Here is a 23,131-nt window from a genome sequence, read left to right as displayed (position 1 = left end):
GATCATTCTATTCGTACTATCATTGCAGACAGCCGTTATAGAAATCCGGTAGCTTCAGAAAAAACACTAGTTTTCGACGGTGTGATACCGTCATGCATAGTCAGGTGGACTCATCCTTATATTCCTCCTGTTTGCGCGCGGAACAGTATAAGTTCCTGTCTGGGCTTGCGCCCGTCTTCAGCATTTTCGGGGTTTTCACCCTTTCCTCCGCTGGTGCTGAAGATAGGTTTAGTGTGCCCCCGAGAGCGCTTGTCGTCAACTCACAGCTCTTCACATTATATTACATCGCAATTGTACCAACTTAGCCAAAAACTTGTTTTCGTCCTTACTACAAAAATCTGACTGGACTTAGGTTCATATTTTGTTCTATAAACTCTCCAAAATTGTGAGATGATTTTTTGAACAAGCCGTTGTGAAAGTCATTTCCATAAATCTGGTACAATTCCGGTCAATATTGAGATTGAGCAGGACGCACCTATATAACTGTCAGAGTTTCGGTGGCTGACAATTTGTAATCCTGCCCTTCTCTCAATTTCCGGATAGAAACTGTTCCGCACCAACCGCAGGCTGTATGCTGATGAGCGATCAAAAATTTATCTCCATTCGCGGCGCACGCGAACACAATCTTAAAAATGTCGACATCGACCTGCCCCGGGACAAGCTTATTGTTATGACCGGCCTTTCCGGCTCGGGTAAATCATCGCTCGCGTTTGATACAATCTATGCTGAAGGTCAGCGCCGCTATGTAGAAAGCCTTTCAGCCTATGCGCGTCAGTTTCTGGAAATGATGCAGAAGCCGGATGTTGACCAGATTGACGGTCTGTCACCGGCGATTTCTATTGAACAGAAAACCACCAGCCGCAATCCGCGTTCGACTGTGGGAACTGTTACCGAGATTTACGACTATTTGCGCCTGCTCTATGCCCGCGTTGGTATTCCTTACTCACCGGCCACCGGCCTGCCGATTGAAAGCCAGACCGTCAGCCAGATGGTTGACCGGATCATGGCTTTTGAAGAAGGTACCCGCCTTTATATCATGGCGCCGATTGTACGCGGCCGTAAGGGCGAATATCGTAAAGAGCTGGCAGAGTTGCAGAAAAAAGGCTTCCAGCGCGTCAAGATTGACGGTGTTTTCTATGAAATAGCTGATGCACCTGCACTGGACAAGAAATACAAACACGACATTGATGTGGTTGTCGACCGCGTTGTTGTGCGCCCTGATCTGGCCTCACGTTTGGCAGACAGCCTTGAAACCTGTCTGCAACTGGCAGAAGGTCTGGCGATTGCAGAATTTGCCGACAAGCCCCTGCCTCCGGAAGAAACCGCAGCAGACAGCGTCAACAAATCCAAGAACGACACCCACGAGCGCGTGCTGTTCTCAGAGAAATTCGCCTGCCCTGTCTCCGGCTTTACTATTGCCGAGATTGAGCCGCGCCTGTTCTCCTTCAACAATCCGTTTGGTGCCTGCCCGACCTGTGACGGCCTTGGCTCACAGCAAGCGATTGACCCGAACCTGATTGTGCCGGATGAAGCCCTGCGCATGAAAGACGGAGCAATTGCACCTTGGGCAAAATCCTCCTCGCCATATTACAATCAGACGCTGGAAGCACTGGGCAAGGCCTATGGCTTCAAGCTGGCAGATAAATGGCAGGATCTGAGCGAGGAAGCGCAAAAAGCTGTGCTTCATGGCACGAAAGGCAAGGAAATCACCTTTGTCTATAAAGACGGCTCGCGCTCATACGAAACCACCAAGACATTTGAAGGCGTCATTCCCAATCTACAACGCCGCTGGAAAGAAACAGATTCCAACTGGTCGCGTGAAGAGATTGAACGCTATATGTCGGCCACGCCTTGCCCGTCTTGCGCAGGCTATCGCCTGAAGCCGGAAGCATTGGCGGTAAAAGTCGGCATGATGCATATCGGCCAGCTGACGGAAATGTCGATCCGCAATGCTGACCAGTGGTTCAGCACGATTGATCAGCAGTTCAATGACAAGCAGAATGAAATTGCCGCACGTATCCTGAAAGAAATCCGTGAGCGCCTGCGCTTTCTCAACGATGTCGGGCTGGATTATCTGTCACTGTCACGTAATTCCGGCACGCTTTCCGGTGGTGAGAGCCAGCGTATTCGTCTGGCCTCGCAGATCGGCTCCGGCCTGACCGGCGTTCTCTATGTGCTTGATGAACCTTCTATCGGTCTGCATCAGCGCGACAATGCACGCCTGCTGGATACGCTGCGCCACCTGCGCGATCTCGGTAATACAGTGATTGTGGTTGAGCATGATGAGGATGCAATCCTCACTGCCGATTATGTGGTTGATATTGGTCCGGCAGCTGGTGTTCATGGCGGTCAGATTATTGCTAAGGGCACACCGTCCGAAGTGATAAACAATCCAAATTCGATCACTGGCAAATATCTGTCGGGCGCTTTGCAGGTTATGGTTCCGGCTGAACGTCGTAAAATCACCAAATCAAAGCGAATTAAAGTTGTCGGCGCGCGCGCCAACAATCTGAAAAATGTAACCGGTGAAATTCCACTTGGTACTTTCACAGCTGTTACTGGTGTATCCGGCGGCGGCAAGTCCACCTTCCTGATTGAAACGCTTTACAAGGCTGCATCGCGCAAAATCATGGGATCACGCGAGCATCCGGCAGAGCATGACCGGATTGAAGGTCTGGAACTGCTCGACAAGGTGATTGATATTGATCAGTCACCAATCGGTCGCACGCCGCGCTCCAATCCGGCAACCTATACCGGCGCATTCACTCCAATCCGCGACTGGTTTGCCGGTCTGCCGGAAGCCAAGGCGCGCGGTTATCAGCCTGGCCGCTTCTCTTTCAACGTCAAAGGCGGTCGCTGTGAGGCCTGTCAGGGTGACGGTGTTATCAAGATTGAGATGCACTTCCTGCCGGATGTTTACGTGACTTGTGATGTGTGTAACGGCAAACGCTACAACCGTGAAACATTGGAAGTTTTGTTTAAAGGCAAGAGCATCGCCGATGTTCTTGATATGACGGTTGAAGAAGGTGTGGAATTCTTCTCTGCGGTGCCAAGCATCCGCGACAAGATGGAAACGCTGCATCGTGTTGGCCTTGGCTATATCAAAATCGGCCAACAGGCGACCACGCTTTCCGGTGGTGAAGCGCAACGTGTCAAGCTCGCCAAGGAACTGTCACGCCGCGCAACCGGTAAAACGCTTTATATTCTTGATGAGCCAACAACCGGCTTGCATTTCCACGACGTTGCCAAACTGCTGGAAGTACTGCACGAGCTGGTCGATCAGGGCAATACGGTTGCCGTAATCGAGCACAATCTCGAAGTTATCAAAACTGCGGATTGGGTGCTGGATCTGGGTCCTGAAGGTGGTGACGGTGGCGGTGAGATTGTTGCGGCAGGACGTCCGGAAGATATTGTTACTGAGCCACGCTCTTATACCGGTCACTTCCTGAAAGAACTTCTGGAACGTCGACCGGACAATAAGACACTCGCAGCCGAATAAAATAAAACGCCGTCTGATTTCAACAGGCGGCGTTTTTATTGATAAGTGCAGGCGTTAAAAGCCGTCTTGTCTGGAGCATATCCGGTTTATCTCGAATTATAGGAAATACTCTATCTATTTATTTTTGGCGTATCTTATCCGAAAACCGGTTCCCGCTTTTCGGGATATGCTCTAATTGTGAAGCAGCCGATCTTGCTCCAGCTTTGCCCAAACCTTCAAGATCAGCTCCGGCATATCTTCTGCTATCATTCCAACTGGCGCTGTCTCAGCAAAACAATTGGCCGTTTCAGCATGAATCCACGCAGCAGCACAGGAAGCCTCAAATGCCGGCATGCCTTGTGCACATAGCCCTGCAATAATACCGGTCAGCACATCACCGGAGCCAGCAGTTGCCAGTAATGCAGTGCCGTTGCTATTAATTGCTGCACGGCCATCCGGTGCAGCAATCACGGTATCCGGCCCTTTATTAATCACAATGCAATGACTGAGCTTTGCTGCCTGCCGCGCTTTTTCAACTTTGCCCGCAGCACCATCAACCTGCTCACCAAACAAGCGCTGAAACTCTCCCTCATGCGGCGTCAGAACAACCGCACAATCTGACTGTTCTGCCGCTGAAAATAACATTTGCGACTGGTCTTTAAATGCTGTGATACCATCCGCATCAATGACCAGATATTTCAATGCAGCTTCATCATTGGCATCTGCCAACAATGCACAAATGAGTTCTCGCGCCCTTGGCAAATCACCAAAGGCAGGCCCCAGAACTGCCGCTTTGACTTTTCGCACTCTGATGAAACGTAATATGTCAGCCGTCTCACCCAAAGCATGCAGCATCGTGCCCGTCAGATGTGCGGCATGCACAGACAAAGCATCATGTGGTGCAATCATCGTCACCAGCCCTGCACCGCTGCGTGCGGCAGCTGCGGCACTCAGGCGCGCCGCACCGGTTGAGAGCATTCCGCCAGAAAATACAGCAACATGCCCGCGTGTGAATTTATGGGCATTGGTCTGTGTGACAGGGAGAACATCACGCCAGAGCTCCGGCCTGTTTTCATAAAGGCACACAGATATTGTTCTAAGCACCGATGGTTCAATACCGATATCGCAGACATGAACGTCCCCGCAAAATGCGCGGCCAGGCTGCAATAAATGTCCGGGCTTTTTACGAAAAAAGGTTACCGTATGTTCCGCCTGCACGGCGATGCCCATCACCTGCCCTGTCAGCCCTGATACACCGCTTGGCAGATCAATTGCACAGACTGATTTACCGGATTGATTAAGTGCATCAATACAATCTGCAATCGCGCCGGTAATATCGCGCGCCAATCCTGCCCCGTAGAATGCATCAATAATCAGATCAAATTCCAGCGGATCAAACTTCGACAATGGCAGCGTATCACCGCCCTCTGCACGATAATCATCCAGTGCCTGACGGGCATCTGTATAATCATGAGGCGGCAAATCGAAGAAGCAATATGTCTGCCTGCCCGATTGCCGGTAAAGGCGGGCAACAACATATCCGTCACCACCATTATTGCCGTGGCCGCACAATACAGCAATTCGCAATGCTTCAGGCCAAAGCCTCATACATTCCTTATACACCGCCTGACCGGCACTCTGCATCAGATCATAGCTATCTATGCCACCCGCAATAGTAATCCGGTCAGCCTGCCCCATCTCATCCGGCGTCAATAATTCCATATCAGGCTCCTGCGAGAATGCTTCACCGTCTCACTCATGCTTATTTGATACGCATTCTGCCTAAATTTTAGGCAGAATAAAGCTACCTGTCATTTTCATCCCTGCTGATTTTTCGTGCAAACGCAGAACAGATACATTCTTAGGCGAAATCTTCGCATATTTTTAGGGTCTTTAAAAACATGTCTTTTTATTTTCTGTAGAAATAACTCAAGTATTTCAAGTGACTGAGTTCACGCTCGGTAACCGGAATTCTGTTGCCGCATTAATAATTATAAAATTTTACTCTTTAAAACATTCAATGCATATTTTGGCATGATTTATGCTTATCATACAGCAAGGCCCATGCAAGGCTCAGAAATAAACGGAGGCAGCATTCTGATGAAAAAAATCGAAGCTATCATTAAGCCTTTCAAACTTGATGAAGTCAAAGAAGCGCTTCAGGACGTCGGCCTGCAAGGCATCACCGTTCTTGAGGCTAAAGGTTTTGGCCGGCAAAAAGGCCATACAGAGCTGTATCGCGGCGCTGAATATGTTGTTGATTTTTTGCCAAAGGTCAAAATCGAAGTCGTGCTCGCCGATGATGCAGTAGATGCCGCAGTAGAAGCCATCCGCAAAGCCGCACAAACCGGCCGTATCGGCGATGGTAAAATCTTTATCTCCAGTGTTGAAGAAGTGATCCGCATACGTACCGGTGAAACCGGTCCTGACGCTATCTGACTGTAAATGCTTTACCGGTTATCCGGTCTGAATTTTCTGCTTAACGTCGTTCAATAGGAAAACTGCATATGACGACCGCCCATGACATTCTGAAACTGATTTCTGACAACGACGTAAAATTCGTTGATCTGCGCTTCACCGACCCTAAAGGCAAGCTGCACCATGTGACTATGGATGTGGGTATGGTTGATGAAGAAATGTTTGCTGACGGCGTTATGTTCGACGCCTCCTCCATCGGCGGCTGGAAAGCCATCAATGAATCCGACATGGTTCTGATGCCGGATCCGGCTTCCGCTCACATGGACCCGTTCTTTGCAGCGTCCACTCTGGTTCTGCTTTGCGATATTCTCGATCCTGTTACCGGCGAAAACTACAACCGCGATCCGCGCGGCACCGCTAAAAAAGCAGAAGCCTATGTGAAGTCGCTCGGTATCGGCGATACAGTATTCATCGGCCCTGAAGCTGAATTCTTCATCTTCGACGATGTAAAATACAAAAACGATCCTTACAACACAGGCTTCAAGCTGGATTCCAGCGAGCTGCCATCCAATGATGACACTGACTACGATACCGGCAATATGGGGCACCGTCCGCGCGTTAAAGGCGGTTATTTCCCTGTACCGCCAATCGACAGCTGTCAGGATATGCGCTCGGAAATGCTCACAGTTCTGTCCGAAATGGGCGTAACCGTTGAAAAGCATCACCATGAAGTTGCAGCCGCTCAGCACGAACTCGGCGTGAAGTTCGACACGCTCGTCGCTAATGCCGACAAGATGCAGCTCTTCAAATATGTGGTTCACCAGACTGCAAATGCCTATGGTAAGACCGCAACCTTCATGCCAAAGCCAATCTTTGGTGACAATGGTTCGGGTATGCATGTTCACGTATCGATCTGGAAAGACGGCAAGCCGACTTTCGCAGGCAATGAATATGCCGGCCTGTCAGAAAGCTGCCTGTTCTTCATCGGCGGCGTGATCAAACATGCCAAAGCACTGAATGCCTTCACCAACCCATCAACCAACTCTTATAAGCGTCTGGTTCCGGGTTACGAAGCCCCTGTTCTGCTGGCTTATTCCGCCCGCAACCGCTCGGCCTCCTGCCGTATTCCATTTGGCAACTCGCCAAAATCAAAGCGTCTGGAAGTCCGCTTCCCTGATCCGACAGCAAACCCATACTATTGCTTTGCTGCCATTCTGATGGCTGGTCTTGACGGTATCAAGAACAAGATCCATCCGGGCCAGGCAATGGATAAAGATCTTTATGATCTGCCAGCCAAAGAACTGAAGAAGATCCCAACCGTTTGCGGTTCTCTGCGTGAAGCGCTCCAGAGCCTCGACAAAGATCGCGCCTTCCTCAAAGCTGGCGACGTGTTCAGCGATGACCAGATCGACAGCTTCATTGAGCTGAAAATGCAGGAAGTTATGCGCTTTGAAATGGCTCCGCATCCGATTGAGTTCGACATGTATTACTCCTGCTAATACATTCTCCCGATGAAAAACCCCGCCAGTGGCGGGGTTTTTTATTTACCTGAATCTAAACAGAAGCTTATCGCCACAAACCATTGATAAAATTAAATCTTATAGAAACAACATTATAAAAAAAGCCGCATCAGCATTACTGATACGGCTTTAATTTCAAAATAGTTCAGAGGTTTTACAGCGCTTTAACCAGCGCATCAGCGGCGCGGATTTCCTTCTCGCGCCATGCGCGGCGTGCCTGCGCCTCTTCATCATCGCCCCACTGCTCAATCGTCCAGTCCTCATCAACGTGCGCGGCTTTCCAAGCGGTATCCACGTCAACTGCACCTTTAAACAGTGCCAGACCGGTGATTGCCGAGCCACAAAGCGTGGTCATTACATGCAGAGCCGCCAGCGCAACCGGATCAGACACCAGTCGCAAATGCGCGCCAAATGCAGCGAGCGCCTCACGCGGCTGCGCCACATGCATCAGTCCTTCAGTCACCTCAAAGGAAGCACCAAGAGTTGCCGCCCAGTCGAGCAGCGGGTCCCAGTTTTCACGCTGACGTTCCACCAGTTCTTTCGGGCTGTCTGCGCGATAGCAAAGCAAATCGGAGCCCGCAAAGCGCAGGATTTCTTCCAGCACGGCCTGCGTTTCCGCAGCAACACCATCAATGGCCGTATTGACCAGACGGGTGGCAGGCATATCTTTCGGATCAATATTGGTCGTCTGACGGGCAAATTCTTCTGCAATGATCTGCGCCGCAGCCTCAGTTGGCAGCACCAGCTTGTTGCGCAGGGGTGTATTCACCAGCTTGCCATCGAGCAGAACAGCAAAGCCGCCGCCATCATAAGCACCGACAGACACGTCCTTGTAAAAACGCTTCGGCAAAGGTGTCAGCATCTGCTTTTGTGCCCGGATAACCGGATCAGGGTCTGACAACATCGCCTCGTGATCGAGCCGCGCCTGTTCAATATCTTCAAGAATGTTGCGCATAATATTTCCTAATTATTCCGCCTCAAAGCCTCTGTCCCTGCGATCAGCAACCGAGCTTTGTCAGCAAATCCAGCGGATACTGCAAAATCACAGCGGCTCCCGCCTCGCTTAATCTTTCGGGCTTGTGATAGCCCCAATTCACACCGATAGCAGTGGCACCGGCACTGCCTGCCATCATCATATCGTAAGTTGTGTCACCGATTACAAAGGTCTGCGACACATCGCAACCCGTCTCGTGGCAACATTCCAGCACCATTGCCGGATGCGGCTTGGACGGGCAGTCGTCTGCGCAGCGTGATACATGGAAATATGGCTCAAAGCCATGCCGCTCCATGACAGAACGCACACCACGGCGGGATTTGCCCGTGACCATGCCTAGCAATATATCATCCTGCACAGCCAGCGCATCAATCAACCCGGCAATGCCTTCATAAAGCGGCTCGTCGAAACCCGCCTCCTGCCGTATGACCGTGAACTGCTTTTTATACTGCTCGGTCAGATGCTCAACCTCGGCACCCATCGCAATACCTGAAATCTGCGAAATCGCCAGATTAAGCGTCAGGCCGATAATCTCCTGTGTCTCGCTTAATTCCGGCACACGCAGACCTGCATTGGCAAATGTTTCTGCTATACAGCGATGAATAACGCCGCCACTATTAACCAGCGTTCCGTCACAATCAAACAGCACCAGTTTCATGATGTGGCTTTTTCCTGCATCGTCTTACTCAGCTCTGCATTTCGGGTATCAAACTGCAGAGCAGCTTTGCGCACAGCAACGCGCTGTGCATAATTTGCAATAAATAACCCGCCTGCGATCAGACCAAGAGCCGCAAACAATTTCCAGCTCATCGGCTCGCCCAGCACAAATCCGCTCAGCATCACCCCGAAAGCAGGGATCAGCAGCGCGAAATTCGACAGTGCCGAGGCCGGATAACGGCGGATCATCCAGAACCACAAAGGATAGGTGAAAGCGACAATAAAGGCCGACTGAAACACAAAGGCCGCATAGGTCAGCAATGTCGGATCGCGCACTGCATCGCCCAGCATGGGTGCAAATGGCAGTGGCACAATAGCGGCAATCAGCAATTGATAGAGCAGTGTTTTTTCCGGCGCGGCATCATTCAAAGTGGTCTTTTTAATAACCAGCGTTGTTGCCGCCCAGAAAACACTGGAGATCAGGCACAGAATATCGCCGTAAATCGCATTCTCACCCGGCATCGACAATTCATCGGACAGAACCAGCACCACACCACTAAAGGCAACAACCATGCCCAGCACGGTTAGCGGCCGCATACGCTCACCCAGTAGAAAATGCGCGCCGATCGCTACCCAGAACGGCATTGTATTCATCATCAGCGTGGAGCGGCCAGCACTGGTGAAGTCCAGCCCCGCAAAAATCAACACGAATTCAAGGCCGAACAGCACACCTATTACCAGTCCGGGGATAAGTGTTTTGTCTTTTTCAAACAGAGCGATACCGCGAAGGCGGCACCACAGAAACACAAGGAAGCCGCCGACAAAAGAGCGCGCAGCGGCCATATACATCGGGTTAACCCCCTGATTGCCGATTTTAATAGCAACCTGATTCATACCCCAGCTGATGCAGATAAACAGCATCAACGCCACACCCATACTATCTATGGTTGAGCGACGCTCATAGCCAGTCACCAGCCGCCCTGTTGCTGACGTTGCGCTCCCTGTCGTACTGCTCATTTCAGCCCCCGCTTAAAACATATTCCGGACTGTATTAATCAGCCTTACTTTCAGAATACGCAGCAATCATCAGTCCTGTTCTGCATCCGCGTCGAAACCAAGCAGGTTCCACGACTGCACCATATGCGGTGGCAATGGTGCCGAAACATCAATGATGCCACCGCCGCCCGGATTAGGAATGCGGATGCGCCGTGCATGAAGATGCAGACGGTTCTGCACACCGCCCGGGAAATCCCAATTGATATCAGCATCAAAATATTTCGGATCACCGATAATCGGATGCCCCAGATGCAGCATATGGATACGCAACTGGTGGGTACGACCAGTATAAGGCTCTAATTCCAGCCATGACAGGTTTTGTCCTGCTGTTTCCAGCACGCGGTAGAAAGACACTGCGTGATCGGAATCCGGCTCACCATGCTGGCAAACACGCATACGATCGCCATCCGGCGTGCTGTCTTTTACCAGCCATGTGGAGATTTTGTTCTCACGCTTACGCGGTACGCCTTTGACCAGTGCCCAATAGGTTTTCTTGGTATCGCGCTCACGGAAAGCTTTGGTCAGCGCCTGTGCGGCACTACGGGTTTTCGCAACCACCAGAACACCGGATGTATCACGGTCGAGACGGTGCACAAGACGCGGTTTCTCACCACGTTTATTGCGCCATGCTTCAAGCATCGAATCGACACTGCGCACCACACCGGAACCACCCTGCACTGCCAAACCGGACGGCTTGTTAAAAACATAGACTTTCTCATTCTCAAAAATCAGCATTTTCTTGAGAACGTCACCATCATCCTGATTACGGATCGTTTTGCCGGTCAGCGGTGTATTGTCATTTTTCTCATCAAGGCCAAGCGGCGGAATACGCACAGCCTGCCCCGCCTGCAAACGGCTGTCAGCTTTCGCCCGACCACCATCCACACGGATCTGACCGGAGCGCAGCAGCTTTTGCAAATGGCCGAAGCCAAGCCCCGGAAAATGCACTTTGAACCAGCGATCAAGGCGCATGCCTGTTTCGTCTGCATCTACGGTTTTAAGTTCTACGCCAGCCATATTATATTTATTCCGCTAAAATTTGGGGCACAATCACGGCGGCAAATTTTAATGCCTGCCGTACAGCCTATATACTCTGAAATAAGCTCCTAGAGCATTTCGCAGCTAAAGGGAAACATTAGATAGCGCCAATGCGTATGAGACTATATTTTCTGCACCTGAAGCCGTTCGAAGGCGACCTTTTTCCGCTTATGGCCGCAGCGACCGAAATCTCTTTATGAAAATGCCACAAAACACTGATTTTTCACCAAATATTTAAATCCATTAAATTTCCTGAACAGAATGAAAAACAGTATTCTTTCAATACCTTAATCACAAAGATCACAGCAGGTTACAAGCCGTTGTAATTTATGGTCAGTTTCGCACTTAAATTGCCACTTATGAACACCAATTTTCATTGCAGTTTCAGGCAATCAGGATCATGTTCCCGCTGCCGCTAAACATCTGTTTTTCAAACCGCGATCTGACCGGCGGGTATAATTCAGTCAGACTTTTATACCGGAGTGGCCAGTGTCTATTGTGCGCGTTTACTGGAGATCCCTGCAATATCTCTCCGCTGAGAAAACAGCGACAGCACTCATCGTGCTGGCAAATATTGCACTTGGTGTGATCACCATTTTCGAACCCGTCCTGTTTGGTCGGGTCATTGATGCTATTTCACAAAAGACCGTCATTATTCCGACCCTCGCACTCTGGGCAGGTCTTGGCGTATTCAACATTATTGCTGTTGTGCTGGTCGCCCGTGGCGCTGACCGGCTGGCGCACAAACGTCGTCTCGGCGTGCTGACCAAATCCTATGAAGGCATCATCACCATGCCGCTGGCATGGCACCAGCAGCGCGGCACTTCCAATGCGTTGCACACACTGATCCGTGCAACGGATACGCTGTTCACACTGTGGCTGGAATTCATGCGCAACCACCTGACCACGATTGTGGCACTGGCTGTGCTGATCCCGACTGCGCTGAGCATGGATACACGCCTGACACTGGTACTGATGGTTCTCGGTGCAATTTATGTGATGATCGGACAGTTGGTTATTCAGAAAACCAAAGATGGTCAGGCTGCCGTTGAGCGCCATCATCACAAGGTTTTTGAACATATCAGCGATACAATCGGCAATATCTCCGTATTACAGAGCTATAACCGCATAAGCTCGGAATCCGCTGCTTTGCGTGAATATGCTGCGACACTGGAAAAAACCCAGCGTCCGGTGCTGAACTGGTGGGCACTGGCCAGCGGTCTTAACCGTATGGCTTCCACCATCTCAATGGTTATTGTGCTGCTGATCGGTGCCTATCTGGTATCCAAAGGCCAGCTGCGCGTGGGTGAAGTGATTACCTTTATCGGTTTTGCGCAGCTGATGATCGGCCGTCTTGACCAGATTAGCAACTTCATCAACCAGACCGCCTCTTCGCGTGCAAAACTGGAAGAGTTCTTCGCAATGGAAGATGCTGTGGCTGTGCATGAAGAACCGCAATCTGCCAATGATCTGAAAAATGTGCAGGGTGAAGTTGTCTTCGACAAAGTGACCTATGAATTCCGCAACTCCGGTCAGGGCGTCTATGATATTTCATTCACAGCCAAAGCTGGTCAGACCGTGGCGATTGTCGGCCCGACAGGTGCCGGTAAAACCACGCTGATCAATCTGTTGCAGCGCGTTTACGATCCCGTTGCAGGTCACATCACCATTGACGGTACAGATACCCGCAGCGTCAGCCGCTCTTCTCTACGCAAAGCTATGGCGACTGTGTTTCAGGATGCCGGTATGTTCAACCGTTCGATTGAGGATAATATCCGTATCGGTGCGGAAGATGCGACCAATGAAGAAGTGCATGCCGCTGCAAAAGCTGCTGCTGCCCATGAATTCATTCTGGCGAAAAGCGAAGGCTATGACACTGTTGCCGGTGAACGCGGTTCGCAGCTTTCCGGTGGTGAGCGTCAGCGTCTGGCGATTGCACGCGCTATCCTCAAAGATGCACCAATTCTGGTGCTTGATGAGGCAACCTCTGCGCTCGACGTAGAAACTGAAGGCATGGTCAAACAGGCTATTGATGACCTGAGTTCAGACCGCACAACCTTTATCATCGCGCACCGTCTCTCGACTGTCCGCAATGCTGATCTGGTGCTGTTTCTGGATAAAGGCCACATCATTGAAAGCGGCAGCTTCAATGAACTGGCAGCCAAAGGCGGTCGTTTTGCCTCGCTGCTGCGTGCAGGCGGCCTGATGGCCGAGCAGGCTGATCTGACAGATGACATTGATGAAAACAGCAATGTCACGCGCTTCCCGTCAAAGGCCTCCGCATAAAGCGCAATGAATCTAAAAATGATAAAACCCAGCTAACTGCTGGGTTTTATTGTATTATAAGAGATTATCTCTGATTACGTTCAGTTCGTAATTTCGCCCAATAATCGAGACGTTTACGAATTTCCCGCTCAAATCCACGCTCCGGCGGATTGTAATATTGCTGACGCCCCATCTTCTCAGGGAAATAATCCTGCCCTGAAAACGCATCCGGCTCATCGTGGTCATAACGGTAGCCGTCATTATAGCCTTCATCACGCATCAGCTTGGTCGGAGCGTTGAGAATATGCTTTGGCGGAAGCAAGGAGCCATTTTCTCTGGCAGCGCTTCTGGCGGCTTTATAAGCCAAATAAACGCCATTAGACTTCGGTGCGGTCGCCAGATAGACGCACGCCTGCGCCAGTGCCAATTCCCCTTCCGGCGAGCCTAGATAATCATAGGCATCCTTGGCGGCATTACAAATCACCAGAGCCTGCGGATCGGCAAGACCAATATCTTCAACCGCCATGCGCACCAACCGCCGTCCCAGATAAAGCGGGTCTTCACCTGCATCAAACATGCGGCTGAGATAATAGAGCGCCGCATCGGGATCAGAGCCGCGCACGGATTTATGCAAAGCCGAGATCAGATTGTAATGCCCGTCCTGCCCTTTGTCATAGACCGGCGCACGGCGTTGCACGATATCCTGCAATTGCTCGGCGGTAAAAATCTCTTGCGGCCTTGCCGCACGCCAGACTTCTTCAGCCAAAGTCAGAGCTGCACGACCATCACCATCCGCCATGCGCACCAGACTAGCGCGAGCATCCGCATCAAGCGGAAGCGGTTTCTGCTCCACCTCTTCCGCTCTGGCGAGCAAAGTGGTGATACTATTCTCATCATGCGGCTTAAATGTCAGCACCCGCGCACGGGACAGAAGAGCGGCATTAAGTTCAAATGACGGGTTTTCGGTCGTCGCACCGATCAGCACAACTGTTCCGTCCTCCATCACAGGCAGAAAGCTATCCTGCTGCGCACGGTTGAATCGATGAATCTCGTCGACAAAAAGCAAGGTCTGGCGACCAGACATACGCCGCGCCCGCGCAGTTTCAAAAACTTTTTTAAGATCGGCAACACCGGAGAAAATCGCCGATATCTGCTCAAAGGCAAGCTCCGTATGCCCAGCCAGCAAACGTGCAATTGTCGTCTTGCCAGTACCGGGCGGGCCCCAAAAAATCATCGAGCCAAGACTACCCGCAGCAATCATACGTGAGAGAATGCCCTGCTCGCCGGTAAGATGCTCCTGCCCTGTTACTTCGCTAAGGTCACGCGGACGTAAGCGATCGGCGAGCGGACGATTACGATCAGCTAAAGGATCAGACGCAGATGAAAATAAATCACTCATAGCAACAGGCCGGATTGCTTTCGCAAACCGGCCTCCCCGTTTCAATCATGCACAAGCGGTTTCAGAAAAATAAGATTCTCCCTCACCCGACTGTGATAAAAATCAGCGAACAAACTGACGGTAAATTACACCATCCCGTTCAATATCCAAACGCCATAATGCACTGCGTCCGGCAGAAAGAACAGCCAGCAGATCATCCACATTGGCAATCGCTGTACCATTCACACCGCGCACAATGTCACCAGCCTTCAAATTCATCGCCTGTGCAGGTGTGCTGTTTTTCACACCACTGATCACCACACCACGCGTTGTCGGGGCAAGACCGGATTTGCGTGCCAGTTCCGGTGTAATATTCTGCACCTGAGCGCCTGCCAGCGGATTACGGCCAGTCACTTCACGCGCCGGCACTTCTTTTGGCGGCTGCGCCAGTTTGAGCGCAACATCACGGGATTTGCCGTCATTCAGAACAGTCAGCTGTACGGTTTTGCCAATACCCGCTGTCGATACGCGATAGGCCAGCGCATCCGGATTATCGACCTTCACGCCGTCAATCGCGGTAATCACATCACCAACTTTAATACCGGCTTCTGCCGCAGGGCCTTTTTCAGCCAGATCTGTAATCAGCGCACCAGAAGGCTGTTTCAAGCCAAGACCGGCAGCAATATCCGGTGTAATAGCTTGAAAAGTTGCACCAACAAACGGGCGTTCAAATTTATCGCTGCCGCTTTCAGCCGATTTCACCACTGCTGAAACCATATTCGACGGAATAGCAAAGCCGATACCGACAGAACCGCCACTGCGCGAATAAATCGCCGTATTGATACCAATCAGATTGCCGTTCATATCAATCAACGCGCCGCCGGAATTGCCCGGATTAATCGCCGCATCCGTCTGAATGAAGAAATCAAAATCCGATACACCCACCTGTGTACGCGACTGAGCAGAAACAATACCGCTGGTCACAGTCTGTCCGACACCGAAAGGATTACCGATGGCCAGCACCAGATCGCCTACTTCTACCTTGTCGGAATCCGCCAGTTTAACCGTCGGCAGCTGCTCTTTGACATCAATCTTCAGAATAGCCAGATCGGTCGTCACATCATTGAGCAGCAGTTTTGAGGAGAACTCACGACCATCAGCCAAAGCGACTTTAATATCATCCGCTCCGTCAATAACATGATTATTGGTCACGATCAGGCCGGAACTATCAACAATCACACCGGAACCCAGCGACTGCTCGAAGCGCGGCTTGTTCGGACGCATCTGGCCACCGAAAAACTGCTCAAAAAACGGATCACCGGCGAATGGCGAGCGCTGCTGCACCTTGCGGCCGGCATAAACATTCACCACCGCACCGGACGTTGATTTCACCAGCGGGGCATAGGAAAGCTGAATATCGCTATGAGACTGCGGCACCTGTTTTTCAGCTACCGCAGGCGTGCTGACTGCAGGTGCAAAAACTGAAACTGCACCCGCTGCGATAACACCGGTGAGCAAAACCGCCAGACCAGCCTTGTAAATTTTTCCGAGACGACCTGACGCGTTGCTTGGGTCATTTTGCTGATGTGAAGCCATATCTTTATCCCACTTTTCCCGAAACCGACTATCTGAGCTGAATATAGGCCGCAAAATAAGCAGGAAAAGAGGCGAACTCACAAACTTAAAATTAAATTATTGTAATAGAACAATCTCTTAGAGAGTTTTCAACGAGATTTAAAAGCGATTTAAATGCAGAGTTTTGCCTGAAAATAAAAAAGGGGCCGTGAGGCCCCTTAATTTATACAACCTGTTTAAAACAGATTATGCAGCTTCTGCTTCAGCAGCTTCTGCTTCAACGCGTGCGAGATCCGCAGCGCCTTTAGCAGTGATGTCACGTTCTACGAACTCAACAACAGCCATAGGAGCATTATCACCGAAGCGATAGCCTGCCTTCATAATACGGATGTAGCCGCCGTGACGATCAGCATAACGGGTTGCCAGAACGTCAAACAGTTTCTGTACCAGCTGCACGTCGCGGATAGCCGAAATGGCCTGACGACGGGCATGCAGATCACCGCGTTTGCCGAGAGTGATAAGCTTCTCAACAATCGGACGGATTTCCTTTGCCTTAGGCAAAGTGGTAACGATCTGTTCGTGTTCGATCAGCGATGCGGCCATATTGGCGAACATTGCCTTACGGTGGCTTGCAGTCCGGTTCAGCTTACGGAGTGTCTTTCCGTGGCGCATGAGCCTTCTCCTTTAAAATCTATCTTCCGGTCGCAACCGGTCTCAATATTGATCTTCGTAGCGCTTAGCGAGATCTTCGATATTTTCCGGCGGCCAGGTCGGGATTTCCATACCAAGATGGAGTCCCATCGACGCCAGAACTTCTTTGATTTCGTTCAGCGACTTGCGGCCGAAATTCGGAGTCCGCAGCATTTCGGCTTCTGTCTTTTGGATCAGATCGCCGATGTAAACGATATTATCGTTCTTCAGGCAGTTTGCCGAACGAACAGACAGTTCCAGTTCATCCACTTTCTTAAGCAGAGCCGGATTGAATGCGAGTTCTGCAACCTGTTCCTGCGGAGCTTCCTTCTGCGGCTCGTCAAAGTTGACGAAGATCGCAAGCTGGTCCTGAAGAATACGGGCTGCATAAGCAACTGCATCTTCACCAGTGACAGAGCCGTTGGTCTCAACATTGAGGATCAGCTTGTCATAATCGAGAACCTGTCCCTCACGGGTGTTTTCGATTTTGTAGGAAACTTTACGTACCGGTGAATAGAGGCTATCAACCGGAATAAGTCCGATCGGAGCATCTTCAGCGCGGTTACGGTCAGCAGGCACATAGCCCTTGCCCGTATTGACAGTGAATTCCATGCGGATTTCAGCGCCCTCATCGAGGGTGCAGATGACGTGGTCCGGATTAAGGACTTCAACATCACCAACCGTCTGGATATCGCCAGCCGTTACGACGCCTGGTCCTTCCTTGCGGACGACCATGCGCTTAGGTCCATCGCCTTCCATGCGGATAGCGATTTCTTTAACATTCAGTACGATATCGGTTACGTCTTCACGCACGCCGTTGATCGACGAGAATTCATGCAGAACGCCGTCAATCTGAACAGCAGTCACCGCAGCACCGCGCAACGAAGAAAGAAGAACGCGACGCAGCGCGTTACCCAATGTCAGACCATAACCGCGTTCAAGCGGTTCAGCCACAACAGTGATCTTGTTCTTCGAGCCCTGGGAAACGAAATCAACCTTATTAGGCTTGATCAGTTCCTGCCAGTTTTTCTGAATCATGTGCTTTCCTTTAATCTAGCTTTGCCACTATCCAATCGTGGCAACAGAGAGTGGAAACCACGAAAGACCTGAACAAAATGTTCCGGCCCTTGCGGCGGTGGACTGATTAGACGCGACGCTTCTTGCGTGGACGGCAACCATTGTGCGGGATTGGTGTCACATCACGGATAGAAGTGATGGTGAAACCTGCAGCCTGCAGAGCGCGAAGCGCTGATTCACGACCGGAACCCGGACCGCAAACTTCAACTTCCAGCGAACGCATGCCGTGTTCCTGAGCCTTCTTGGCGCAATCTTCAGCAGCAATCTGAGCAGCAAAAGGAGTCGATTTACGCGAACCCTTGAAGCCCTGTGCACCTGCTGAAGACCAGGCAATTGCATTGCCCTGAGCGTCAGTGATGGTGATCATGGTGTTGTTGAATGTCGAGTTGACGTGAGCCACACCCGAGGAAATATTTTTACGTTCGCGACGACGAACGCGACCGGCTTCTTTAGCCATAACTAGTCCTTCCAATTGATCTCTACACCGCCGTAGTACCAGCGGCTACACCGACATAAGACAGGCTTTTAAGATCTGCCCATGTCTGGATCTGTTTATTGACCCTTTTCAGAGCCAAACTTTTAAGACGCTCCGAAAACGGAGCATAATCCGCGCTTTTCTCTGACCTGCCTACGAAAGACGGTAAAGAGAAAAGCAAATACCGGAGCCGTTTTAGCAAACAGCTCCGGCATCCGCAGATTACTTCTTCTTACCGGCGATTGCCTTTGCAGGACCCTTACGGGTACGAGCATTGGTATGGGTACGCTGACCGCGAACCGGCAGGGAGCGACGATGACGCAGACCGCGGTAGCAGCCCAGATCCATCAGACGCTTGATGTTCATCGAAACTTCGCGGCGCAGATCACCTTCAACGCGGTAATCACGGTCAATGGTTTCACGGATCTGCAGAACTTCAGCATCTGTCAGCTGGTTTACACGGCGATCAAGCGCAATGCCGACCTTTTCCATGATTTCAGCAGCAAATTTAGGGCCAATACCGTGAATATACTGAAGTGCAATGATTGCACGTTTATTCGTTGGAATGTTTACGCCAGCAATACGTGCCATGCGCTTTCTCCTGTATGAACCGCATGATAACGAGCCGCATCGGCCGTTTATAAATCATACGGTAGTTTAAAATATTACAGCGACGGCACAAACCGCTTTACAACTGTAATGAGCTCTACCGAACGCTATCTGCATCTGTCTGCAGGTTACCCTGCAAGGCCATTGGCTGATAACACGTCCGAAATCCAAGAGATCCACCAGTCCATTTAACTGCACCGGATCTGTTCTCTATGCCTGCACCGAACCACCGGATACAGACAGCATAAAAATGAACGAAACCGGCATGACCGGTTCCGCTCATCTGAATTAAGCGAATTGTCGCTGTCTTTGACGGAATCGTGAGGAAAAGTCAACCTCAAACACCGCCAAGCTACAAATGCTTACTGTTCCGTTAAGATAGCTCAACCAAACAGCACTTCCCGTGGATCAGGCAGGAAGCAGGATTTTTTCAATTTCAGCGGTTACGTCAGCCATAGGAGCCATGCCGTCAACCAGCTTCAATTCACCGGTGCCTGCATAATAGTCAGACAACGGTGCGGTTTTTTCGCGATATTCAACCAGACGCTTAACAAAAGCCTCAGGATTATCATCTGAACGGACGGTACCGCCGGCAGCAATGGTTTCAGCAACACGGTTTTCCATGCGCTTTACCAGAGCCGTTTCATCAACCTTCAGCTCAATAACAGCATCCAGTTCAGCATGCTTTTCTTTCAGCATACCTGTCAGAGCCTGCGCCTGAGGTACAGTACGCGGATATCCGTCAAGAATGAAACCGCCTGCACAATCCGGCTGGTCAATGCGATCAGAAACAATCGCATTAACAATTTCGTCCGAGACCAGTTGACCTGCATCCATAACTGCTTTGGCACGCTTGCCAATTTCAGTCTGTGCGGCAACCGCCGCACGGAGCATATCACCGGTTGAAAGCTGAGGAATGGCATATTTCTCGGTGAGAATTTTTGCCTGTGTTCCCTTGCCTGCGCCCGGAGGCCCTAAAAGTATGAGTCTCATCTCGCCCGTCTTCCCCCACGAAGTTTGGATTTTTTGATCAGCCCTTCATATTGATGAGCAATGAGATGACCCTGAATTTGCGCAACTGTATCCAGTGTTACGTTGACAACAATAAGCAGAGACGTACCACCGAGATAGAAAGGCACACCGGCAGCTGAAATCAGGAACTCAGGTACAAGACAAACGATCACGATATAAATAGCGCCAACCACTGTGATACGGGTCAGTACATAATCAATATATTCAGCGGTACGTTCGCCCGGACGAATGCCCGGAATAAAGCCTGAATGCTTCTTCAGCTGATCTGCAGTGTCTTTAGGGTTAAAGACGATCGCGGTATAGAAGAAGCAGAAGAATGCCATCAACGCCGCATACAGGAACATATAGATCGGCTGACCATGTCCCAGAGCCGCCAGCAAAGTGCTTCCCCATGCAGGCATGCTTTCTGTATTTGCGAAACCGGCAACAGTTGCAGGCAGCAAAAGCAGTGAGGATGCAAAGATCGGAGGAATAACACCGGCAGTGTTAAGCTTCAGCGGCAGATGCGAAGTTTCGCCCTGCGCCATACGGTTACCCACCTGACGCTTCGGATACTGAATCAGAAGGCGACGCTGAGCGCGCTCAACGAATACGATAATCGCAATCAGAGCAATCGCCAGCAGGATCACAGCAAGGATCAGCGCTGTTGACAATGCACCTGTACGGCCGAGTTCCAGAGTACCGGAGATAGCCTGCGGAAGGTTCGCAACGATACCGGCAAAGATGATCAGCGAAATACCGTTACCGATACCGCGCGCAGTAATCTGCTCACCAAGCCACATCAAGAACATTGTACCGCCGACAAGTGTAATCACCGAGGTAACGCGGAAGAACAGGCCCGGATCAGTCACAATGCCACTACCGGATTCAAGACCGACAGAAATTGCATAGGCCTGCACAAGCGCCAGAAGCACTGTACCGTAGCGTGTATACTGGTTGATAACTTTACGCCCGGCTTCGCCCTCTTTCTTCAGCGCTTCAAGTGAAGGCACCACAGAGGTCATAAGCTGTACGATAATCGATGCCGAAATATACGGCATGATACCCAACGCAAAAATCGCCATACGGGCTACAGCACCGCCGGCGAACATGTTGAATAGTCCCAGCACGCCCTGACTGTGCTGCTGGAACGACTGGGCCAGCGCGTCAGGATTAATGCCCGGCAAAGGAATATATGTACCGAAACGATACACAAGCAGAGCCCCGAGCGTAAACCAAATACGCTTCTTGAGCTCAGTCGCCTTCGAGAAGGCTGAAAAATTCAAATTGGATGCAAGCTGTTCAGCAGCCGATGCCATGAGATTACTCCGGTCTGTCGCACGTCAGAATCTGACGCCCCTCCCCAGATATGCCCATAGACAACAAGGCGCAAGTGGGCACATGAAATCAATAGGCATAAAGTTGAAAACGGCGGCACTAAGGCCGCCGTCTTAAAGATATTTCTGAGGTCTTATTCGGCAGAAGCGGCTTCAGGTAATTTTACCGAACCGCCAGCTTTTTCGATCTTCTCGATCGCAACCTTAGAAGCACCCGCAGCTTCAATCACCAGCTTAGCTGTGATTTCGCCGTCGGAAACAACGCGGAAACCATCCAGAGCGCGACGGATAATACCGGCAGCGATCAGTGTTTCAGCGGTAACAGATGCTTTTGCATCCAGCTTACCGGCATCAACAGCTTCCTGAATGCGACCAACCGACACAACATTGAACTTCTTAGCGAAGATGTTGTTAAAACCGCGCTTTGGCAAGCGACGGTAGATTGGCATCTGGCCGCCTTCAAAACCGTTGATAGCCACGCCGGAACGGGACTTCTGCCCCTTCACACCGCGACCACCGGTCTTGCCGGAGCCGGAACCGATACCGCGACCAACGCGTTTACGGGCTTTAGTTGCACCTGGGTTTTCACGCAGATCATTAAGTTTCATGATAATTCTCCTGCGCTATGATTAAGCTTCGTCCACAACGCGGACGAGGTGCGCAACCTTGGCAATCATACCACGAACGGAAGGTGTATCTTCCAGTGTGCTGCGGCGGCGCATTTTATTAAGACCGAGACCAACGAGCGTAGCGCGCTGTTCTTTCGGACGACGAATTGGGCTACCAATCTGTTCAACGGTAACCGTTTTGCCTTTAGTCGAAGACATAACTTTGTTCCTTAAGTCCTGGCGAGCCTTGCGGCCCTCCCCAATGGTTACTCTTCACCACCGACAACGTCCTGACGACGTGCCTGCAGAGTCGAATACTTGATACCGCGCTGTGCAGCGATATCTTTCGGGTGCATCTGATGCTTCAGAGCATCAAAGGTTGCACGCACCATGTTATATGGATTTGATGAGCCAAGGGACTTGGCTACAACGTCATGAACGCCGAGGGTTTCGAAAACCGCACGCATTGGACCACCAGCAATGATACCCTTACCGGCAGGAGCCGAACGCAAGAGAACCTTACCAGCACCATGACGGCCCTGAACATCGTGATGCAAAGTGCGGCCTGAGCGCAGCGGAACAAAAATCATGTCGCGCTTAGCAGCTTCAGTGGCCTTACGAATTGCTTCAGGCACTTCGCGGGCTTTACCATGTCCAAAGCCAACGCGGCCCTTCTGGTCACCAACAACAACCAGAGCAGCAAAGCCGAAGCGACGACCGCCCTTAACAACTTTAGCAACGCGGTTGATGTGAACCAGCTTATCAACGAATTCGCTATCGCGCTCTTCGCGACCGCGGTCATCGCGATTACGTTCTTTCTGTGCCATTTCCTAATTCCTTTTTCTTTTCCGGAAGCACAATTGAAACATTAACAAGACATTAAGTCTGAAAATGCACAAATAGACACCCATAGCTCAGTCTCTGATAAATCAGACACCGATGCCA

19 protein-coding genes and 1 pseudogene are annotated in these 23,131 nt (G+C 50.9%); 4 read left to right on the top strand and 16 right to left on the bottom strand.

Annotated features, from left to right (window positions below; all coding sequences use genetic code 11):
* Positions 1 to 577 precede the first annotated feature (577 nt).
* Positions 578 to 3,499, top strand: a complete 2,922-nt coding sequence (gene uvrA / locus P8H26_RS00835) for an excinuclease ABC subunit UvrA (protein ID WP_289630958.1) — start codon at positions 578 to 580, stop codon at positions 3,497 to 3,499.
* Positions 3,500 to 3,670: 171 nt separating this feature from the next.
* On the opposite strand, the gene P8H26_RS00830 is transcribed toward uvrA, so the two are convergent.
* A complete protein-coding gene (locus tag P8H26_RS00830; protein ID WP_289630957.1) occupies positions 3,671 to 5,200 on the bottom strand; it encodes an NAD(P)H-hydrate dehydratase in 1,530 nt (509 codons plus the stop codon).
* 378 nt (positions 5,201 to 5,578) lie between these two features.
* On the opposite strand from P8H26_RS00830, the gene P8H26_RS00825 reads away from it, so the two are divergent.
* Positions 5,579 to 5,917 carry a P-II family nitrogen regulator gene (locus tag P8H26_RS00825; RefSeq protein ID WP_028233793.1) on the top strand — a complete coding sequence of 113 codons (339 nt, stop codon included), beginning with the start codon at positions 5,579 to 5,581 and terminating at the stop codon, positions 5,915 to 5,917.
* A 68-nt stretch (positions 5,918 to 5,985) separates the two neighbouring features.
* On the top strand, positions 5,986 to 7,395 hold the full coding sequence (glnA, locus tag P8H26_RS00820; RefSeq protein ID WP_289630956.1) for a type I glutamate--ammonia ligase: 1,410 nt from the start codon (positions 5,986 to 5,988) through the stop codon (positions 7,393 to 7,395).
* 175 nt (positions 7,396 to 7,570) lie between these two features.
* Here the strand turns inward: glnA and P8H26_RS00815 are convergent, their stop codons facing one another.
* The 4 genes and pseudogenes from P8H26_RS00815 to P8H26_RS00800 all read right to left on the bottom strand — a co-directional run bounded on the left by P8H26_RS00815 (position 7,571) and on the right by P8H26_RS00800 (position 11,140).
* The gene (locus P8H26_RS00815; protein WP_289630955.1) at positions 7,571 to 8,371 is read right to left on the bottom strand and encodes an ATP12 family chaperone protein; all 801 of its coding nucleotides are present in this window, start codon (positions 8,369 to 8,371) and stop codon (positions 7,571 to 7,573) included.
* A gap of 43 nt (positions 8,372 to 8,414) precedes the next feature.
* A complete protein-coding gene (locus P8H26_RS00810; protein ID WP_289630954.1) occupies positions 8,415 to 9,068 on the bottom strand; it encodes an HAD-IA family hydrolase in 654 nt (217 codons plus the stop codon).
* 74 nt (positions 9,069 to 9,142) lie between these two features.
* Positions 9,143 to 10,003 (bottom strand): annotated as a pseudogene (locus tag P8H26_RS00805) (DMT family transporter); the annotation flags it as partial.
* Positions 10,004 to 10,153: 150 nt separating this feature from the next.
* Complete coding sequence (locus P8H26_RS00800; protein WP_289630953.1) at positions 10,154 to 11,140, bottom strand: RluA family pseudouridine synthase; 987 nt, start codon at positions 11,138 to 11,140, stop codon at positions 10,154 to 10,156.
* Positions 11,141 to 11,650: 510 nt separating this feature from the next.
* Between P8H26_RS00800 and P8H26_RS00795 the strand changes: the two genes are divergently transcribed.
* Positions 11,651 to 13,447: a glucan ABC transporter ATP-binding protein/ permease gene (locus P8H26_RS00795; protein ID WP_289630952.1), complete on the top strand. Its 1,797-nt coding sequence runs from the start codon at positions 11,651 to 11,653 to the stop codon at positions 13,445 to 13,447.
* A gap of 64 nt (positions 13,448 to 13,511) precedes the next feature.
* Here the strand turns inward: P8H26_RS00795 and P8H26_RS00790 are convergent, their stop codons facing one another.
* From P8H26_RS00790 to rpsE, 11 genes are all read right to left on the bottom strand, one after another.
* Positions 13,512 to 14,825 carry a replication-associated recombination protein A gene (locus P8H26_RS00790; protein ID WP_289630951.1) on the bottom strand — a complete coding sequence of 438 codons (1,314 nt, stop codon included), beginning with the start codon at positions 14,823 to 14,825 and terminating at the stop codon, positions 13,512 to 13,514.
* Between the two features lie 102 nt (positions 14,826 to 14,927).
* The gene (locus P8H26_RS00785; protein WP_289630950.1) at positions 14,928 to 16,400 is read right to left on the bottom strand and encodes a DegQ family serine endoprotease; all 1,473 of its coding nucleotides are present in this window, start codon (positions 16,398 to 16,400) and stop codon (positions 14,928 to 14,930) included.
* Positions 16,401 to 16,625: 225 nt separating this feature from the next.
* Positions 16,626 to 17,051, bottom strand: coding sequence for a 50S ribosomal protein L17 (gene rplQ / locus P8H26_RS00780; protein WP_289630949.1), 426 nt, complete (start codon positions 17,049 to 17,051; stop codon positions 16,626 to 16,628).
* Positions 17,052 to 17,093: 42 nt separating this feature from the next.
* Complete coding sequence (locus P8H26_RS00775; protein ID WP_289387225.1) at positions 17,094 to 18,107, bottom strand: DNA-directed RNA polymerase subunit alpha; 1,014 nt, start codon at positions 18,105 to 18,107, stop codon at positions 17,094 to 17,096.
* 106 nt (positions 18,108 to 18,213) lie between these two features.
* A complete protein-coding gene (gene rpsK / locus P8H26_RS00770) occupies positions 18,214 to 18,603 on the bottom strand; it encodes a 30S ribosomal protein S11 (RefSeq protein WP_289387224.1) in 390 nt (129 codons plus the stop codon).
* A gap of 240 nt (positions 18,604 to 18,843) precedes the next feature.
* On the bottom strand, positions 18,844 to 19,212 hold the full coding sequence (gene rpsM / locus P8H26_RS00765; RefSeq protein ID WP_022710961.1) for a 30S ribosomal protein S13: 369 nt from the start codon (positions 19,210 to 19,212) through the stop codon (positions 18,844 to 18,846).
* A 426-nt stretch (positions 19,213 to 19,638) separates the two neighbouring features.
* Positions 19,639 to 20,223, bottom strand: coding sequence for an adenylate kinase (locus P8H26_RS00760; RefSeq protein ID WP_289630948.1), 585 nt, complete (start codon positions 20,221 to 20,223; stop codon positions 19,639 to 19,641).
* Positions 20,220 to 21,560 carry a preprotein translocase subunit SecY gene (secY, locus tag P8H26_RS00755; RefSeq protein WP_289630947.1) on the bottom strand — a complete coding sequence of 447 codons (1,341 nt, stop codon included), beginning with the start codon at positions 21,558 to 21,560 and terminating at the stop codon, positions 20,220 to 20,222. Before secY ends, P8H26_RS00760 begins: the two co-directional genes overlap by 4 nt.
* Before the next feature lie 152 nt (positions 21,561 to 21,712).
* A complete protein-coding gene (gene rplO / locus P8H26_RS00750) occupies positions 21,713 to 22,186 on the bottom strand; it encodes a 50S ribosomal protein L15 (RefSeq protein ID WP_289630946.1) in 474 nt (157 codons plus the stop codon).
* A gap of 21 nt (positions 22,187 to 22,207) precedes the next feature.
* A complete protein-coding gene (gene rpmD / locus P8H26_RS00745; RefSeq protein ID WP_022710956.1) occupies positions 22,208 to 22,405 on the bottom strand; it encodes a 50S ribosomal protein L30 in 198 nt (65 codons plus the stop codon).
* 47 nt (positions 22,406 to 22,452) lie between these two features.
* Positions 22,453 to 23,013 (bottom strand): 30S ribosomal protein S5, encoded by a 561-nt coding sequence (gene rpsE / locus P8H26_RS00740; RefSeq protein WP_289630945.1) that lies wholly within the window; start codon positions 23,011 to 23,013, stop codon positions 22,453 to 22,455.
* Between the last annotated feature and the right edge of the window lie 118 nt (positions 23,014 to 23,131).

This window comes from Pseudochrobactrum sp. sp1633 (genome assembly GCF_030376605.1).
Classification (GTDB): domain Bacteria; phylum Pseudomonadota; class Alphaproteobacteria; order Rhizobiales; family Rhizobiaceae; genus Pseudochrobactrum.
The sequence above is the reverse complement of the archived record's forward strand: the minus strand, read 5'-3'. Positions and strand labels throughout refer to the sequence as shown.

Bases quoted from the DNA above. Each gene is read 5' to 3' on its own strand.
- uvrA (WP_289630958.1), top strand. From the start codon at position 578: ATGAGCGATCAAAAATTTATCTCCATTCGCGGCGCACGCGAACACAAT.
- P8H26_RS00830 (WP_289630957.1), bottom strand. From the start codon at position 5,200: ATGGAATTATTGACGCCGGATGAGATGGGGCAGGCTGACCGGATTACT.
- P8H26_RS00825 (WP_028233793.1), top strand. From the start codon at position 5,579: ATGAAAAAAATCGAAGCTATCATTAAGCCTTTCAAACTTGATGAAGTC.
- glnA (WP_289630956.1), top strand. From the start codon at position 5,986: ATGACGACCGCCCATGACATTCTGAAACTGATTTCTGACAACGACGTA.
- P8H26_RS00815 (WP_289630955.1), bottom strand. From the start codon at position 8,371: ATGCGCAACATTCTTGAAGATATTGAACAGGCGCGGCTCGATCACGAG.
- P8H26_RS00810 (WP_289630954.1), bottom strand. From the start codon at position 9,068: ATGAAACTGGTGCTGTTTGATTGTGACGGAACGCTGGTTAATAGTGGC.
- P8H26_RS00800 (WP_289630953.1), bottom strand. From the start codon at position 11,140: ATGGCTGGCGTAGAACTTAAAACCGTAGATGCAGACGAAACAGGCATG.
- P8H26_RS00790 (WP_289630951.1), bottom strand. From the start codon at position 14,825: ATGAGTGATTTATTTTCATCTGCGTCTGATCCTTTAGCTGATCGTAAT.
- P8H26_RS00785 (WP_289630950.1), bottom strand. From the start codon at position 16,400: ATGGCTTCACATCAGCAAAATGACCCAAGCAACGCGTCAGGTCGTCTC.
- rplQ (WP_289630949.1), bottom strand. From the start codon at position 17,051: ATGCGCCACGGAAAGACACTCCGTAAGCTGAACCGGACTGCAAGCCAC.
- P8H26_RS00775 (WP_289387225.1), bottom strand. From the start codon at position 18,107: ATGATTCAGAAAAACTGGCAGGAACTGATCAAGCCTAATAAGGTTGAT.
- rpsK (WP_289387224.1), bottom strand. From the start codon at position 18,603: ATGGCTAAAGAAGCCGGTCGCGTTCGTCGTCGCGAACGTAAAAATATT.
- rpsM (WP_022710961.1), bottom strand. From the start codon at position 19,212: ATGGCACGTATTGCTGGCGTAAACATTCCAACGAATAAACGTGCAATC.
- P8H26_RS00760 (WP_289630948.1), bottom strand. From the start codon at position 20,223: ATGAGACTCATACTTTTAGGGCCTCCGGGCGCAGGCAAGGGAACACAG.
- secY (WP_289630947.1), bottom strand. From the start codon at position 21,560: ATGGCATCGGCTGCTGAACAGCTTGCATCCAATTTGAATTTTTCAGCC.
- rplO (WP_289630946.1), bottom strand. From the start codon at position 22,186: ATGAAACTTAATGATCTGCGTGAAAACCCAGGTGCAACTAAAGCCCGT.
- rpmD (WP_022710956.1), bottom strand. From the start codon at position 22,405: ATGTCTTCGACTAAAGGCAAAACGGTTACCGTTGAACAGATTGGTAGC.
- rpsE (WP_289630945.1), bottom strand. From the start codon at position 23,013: ATGGCACAGAAAGAACGTAATCGCGATGACCGCGGTCGCGAAGAGCGC.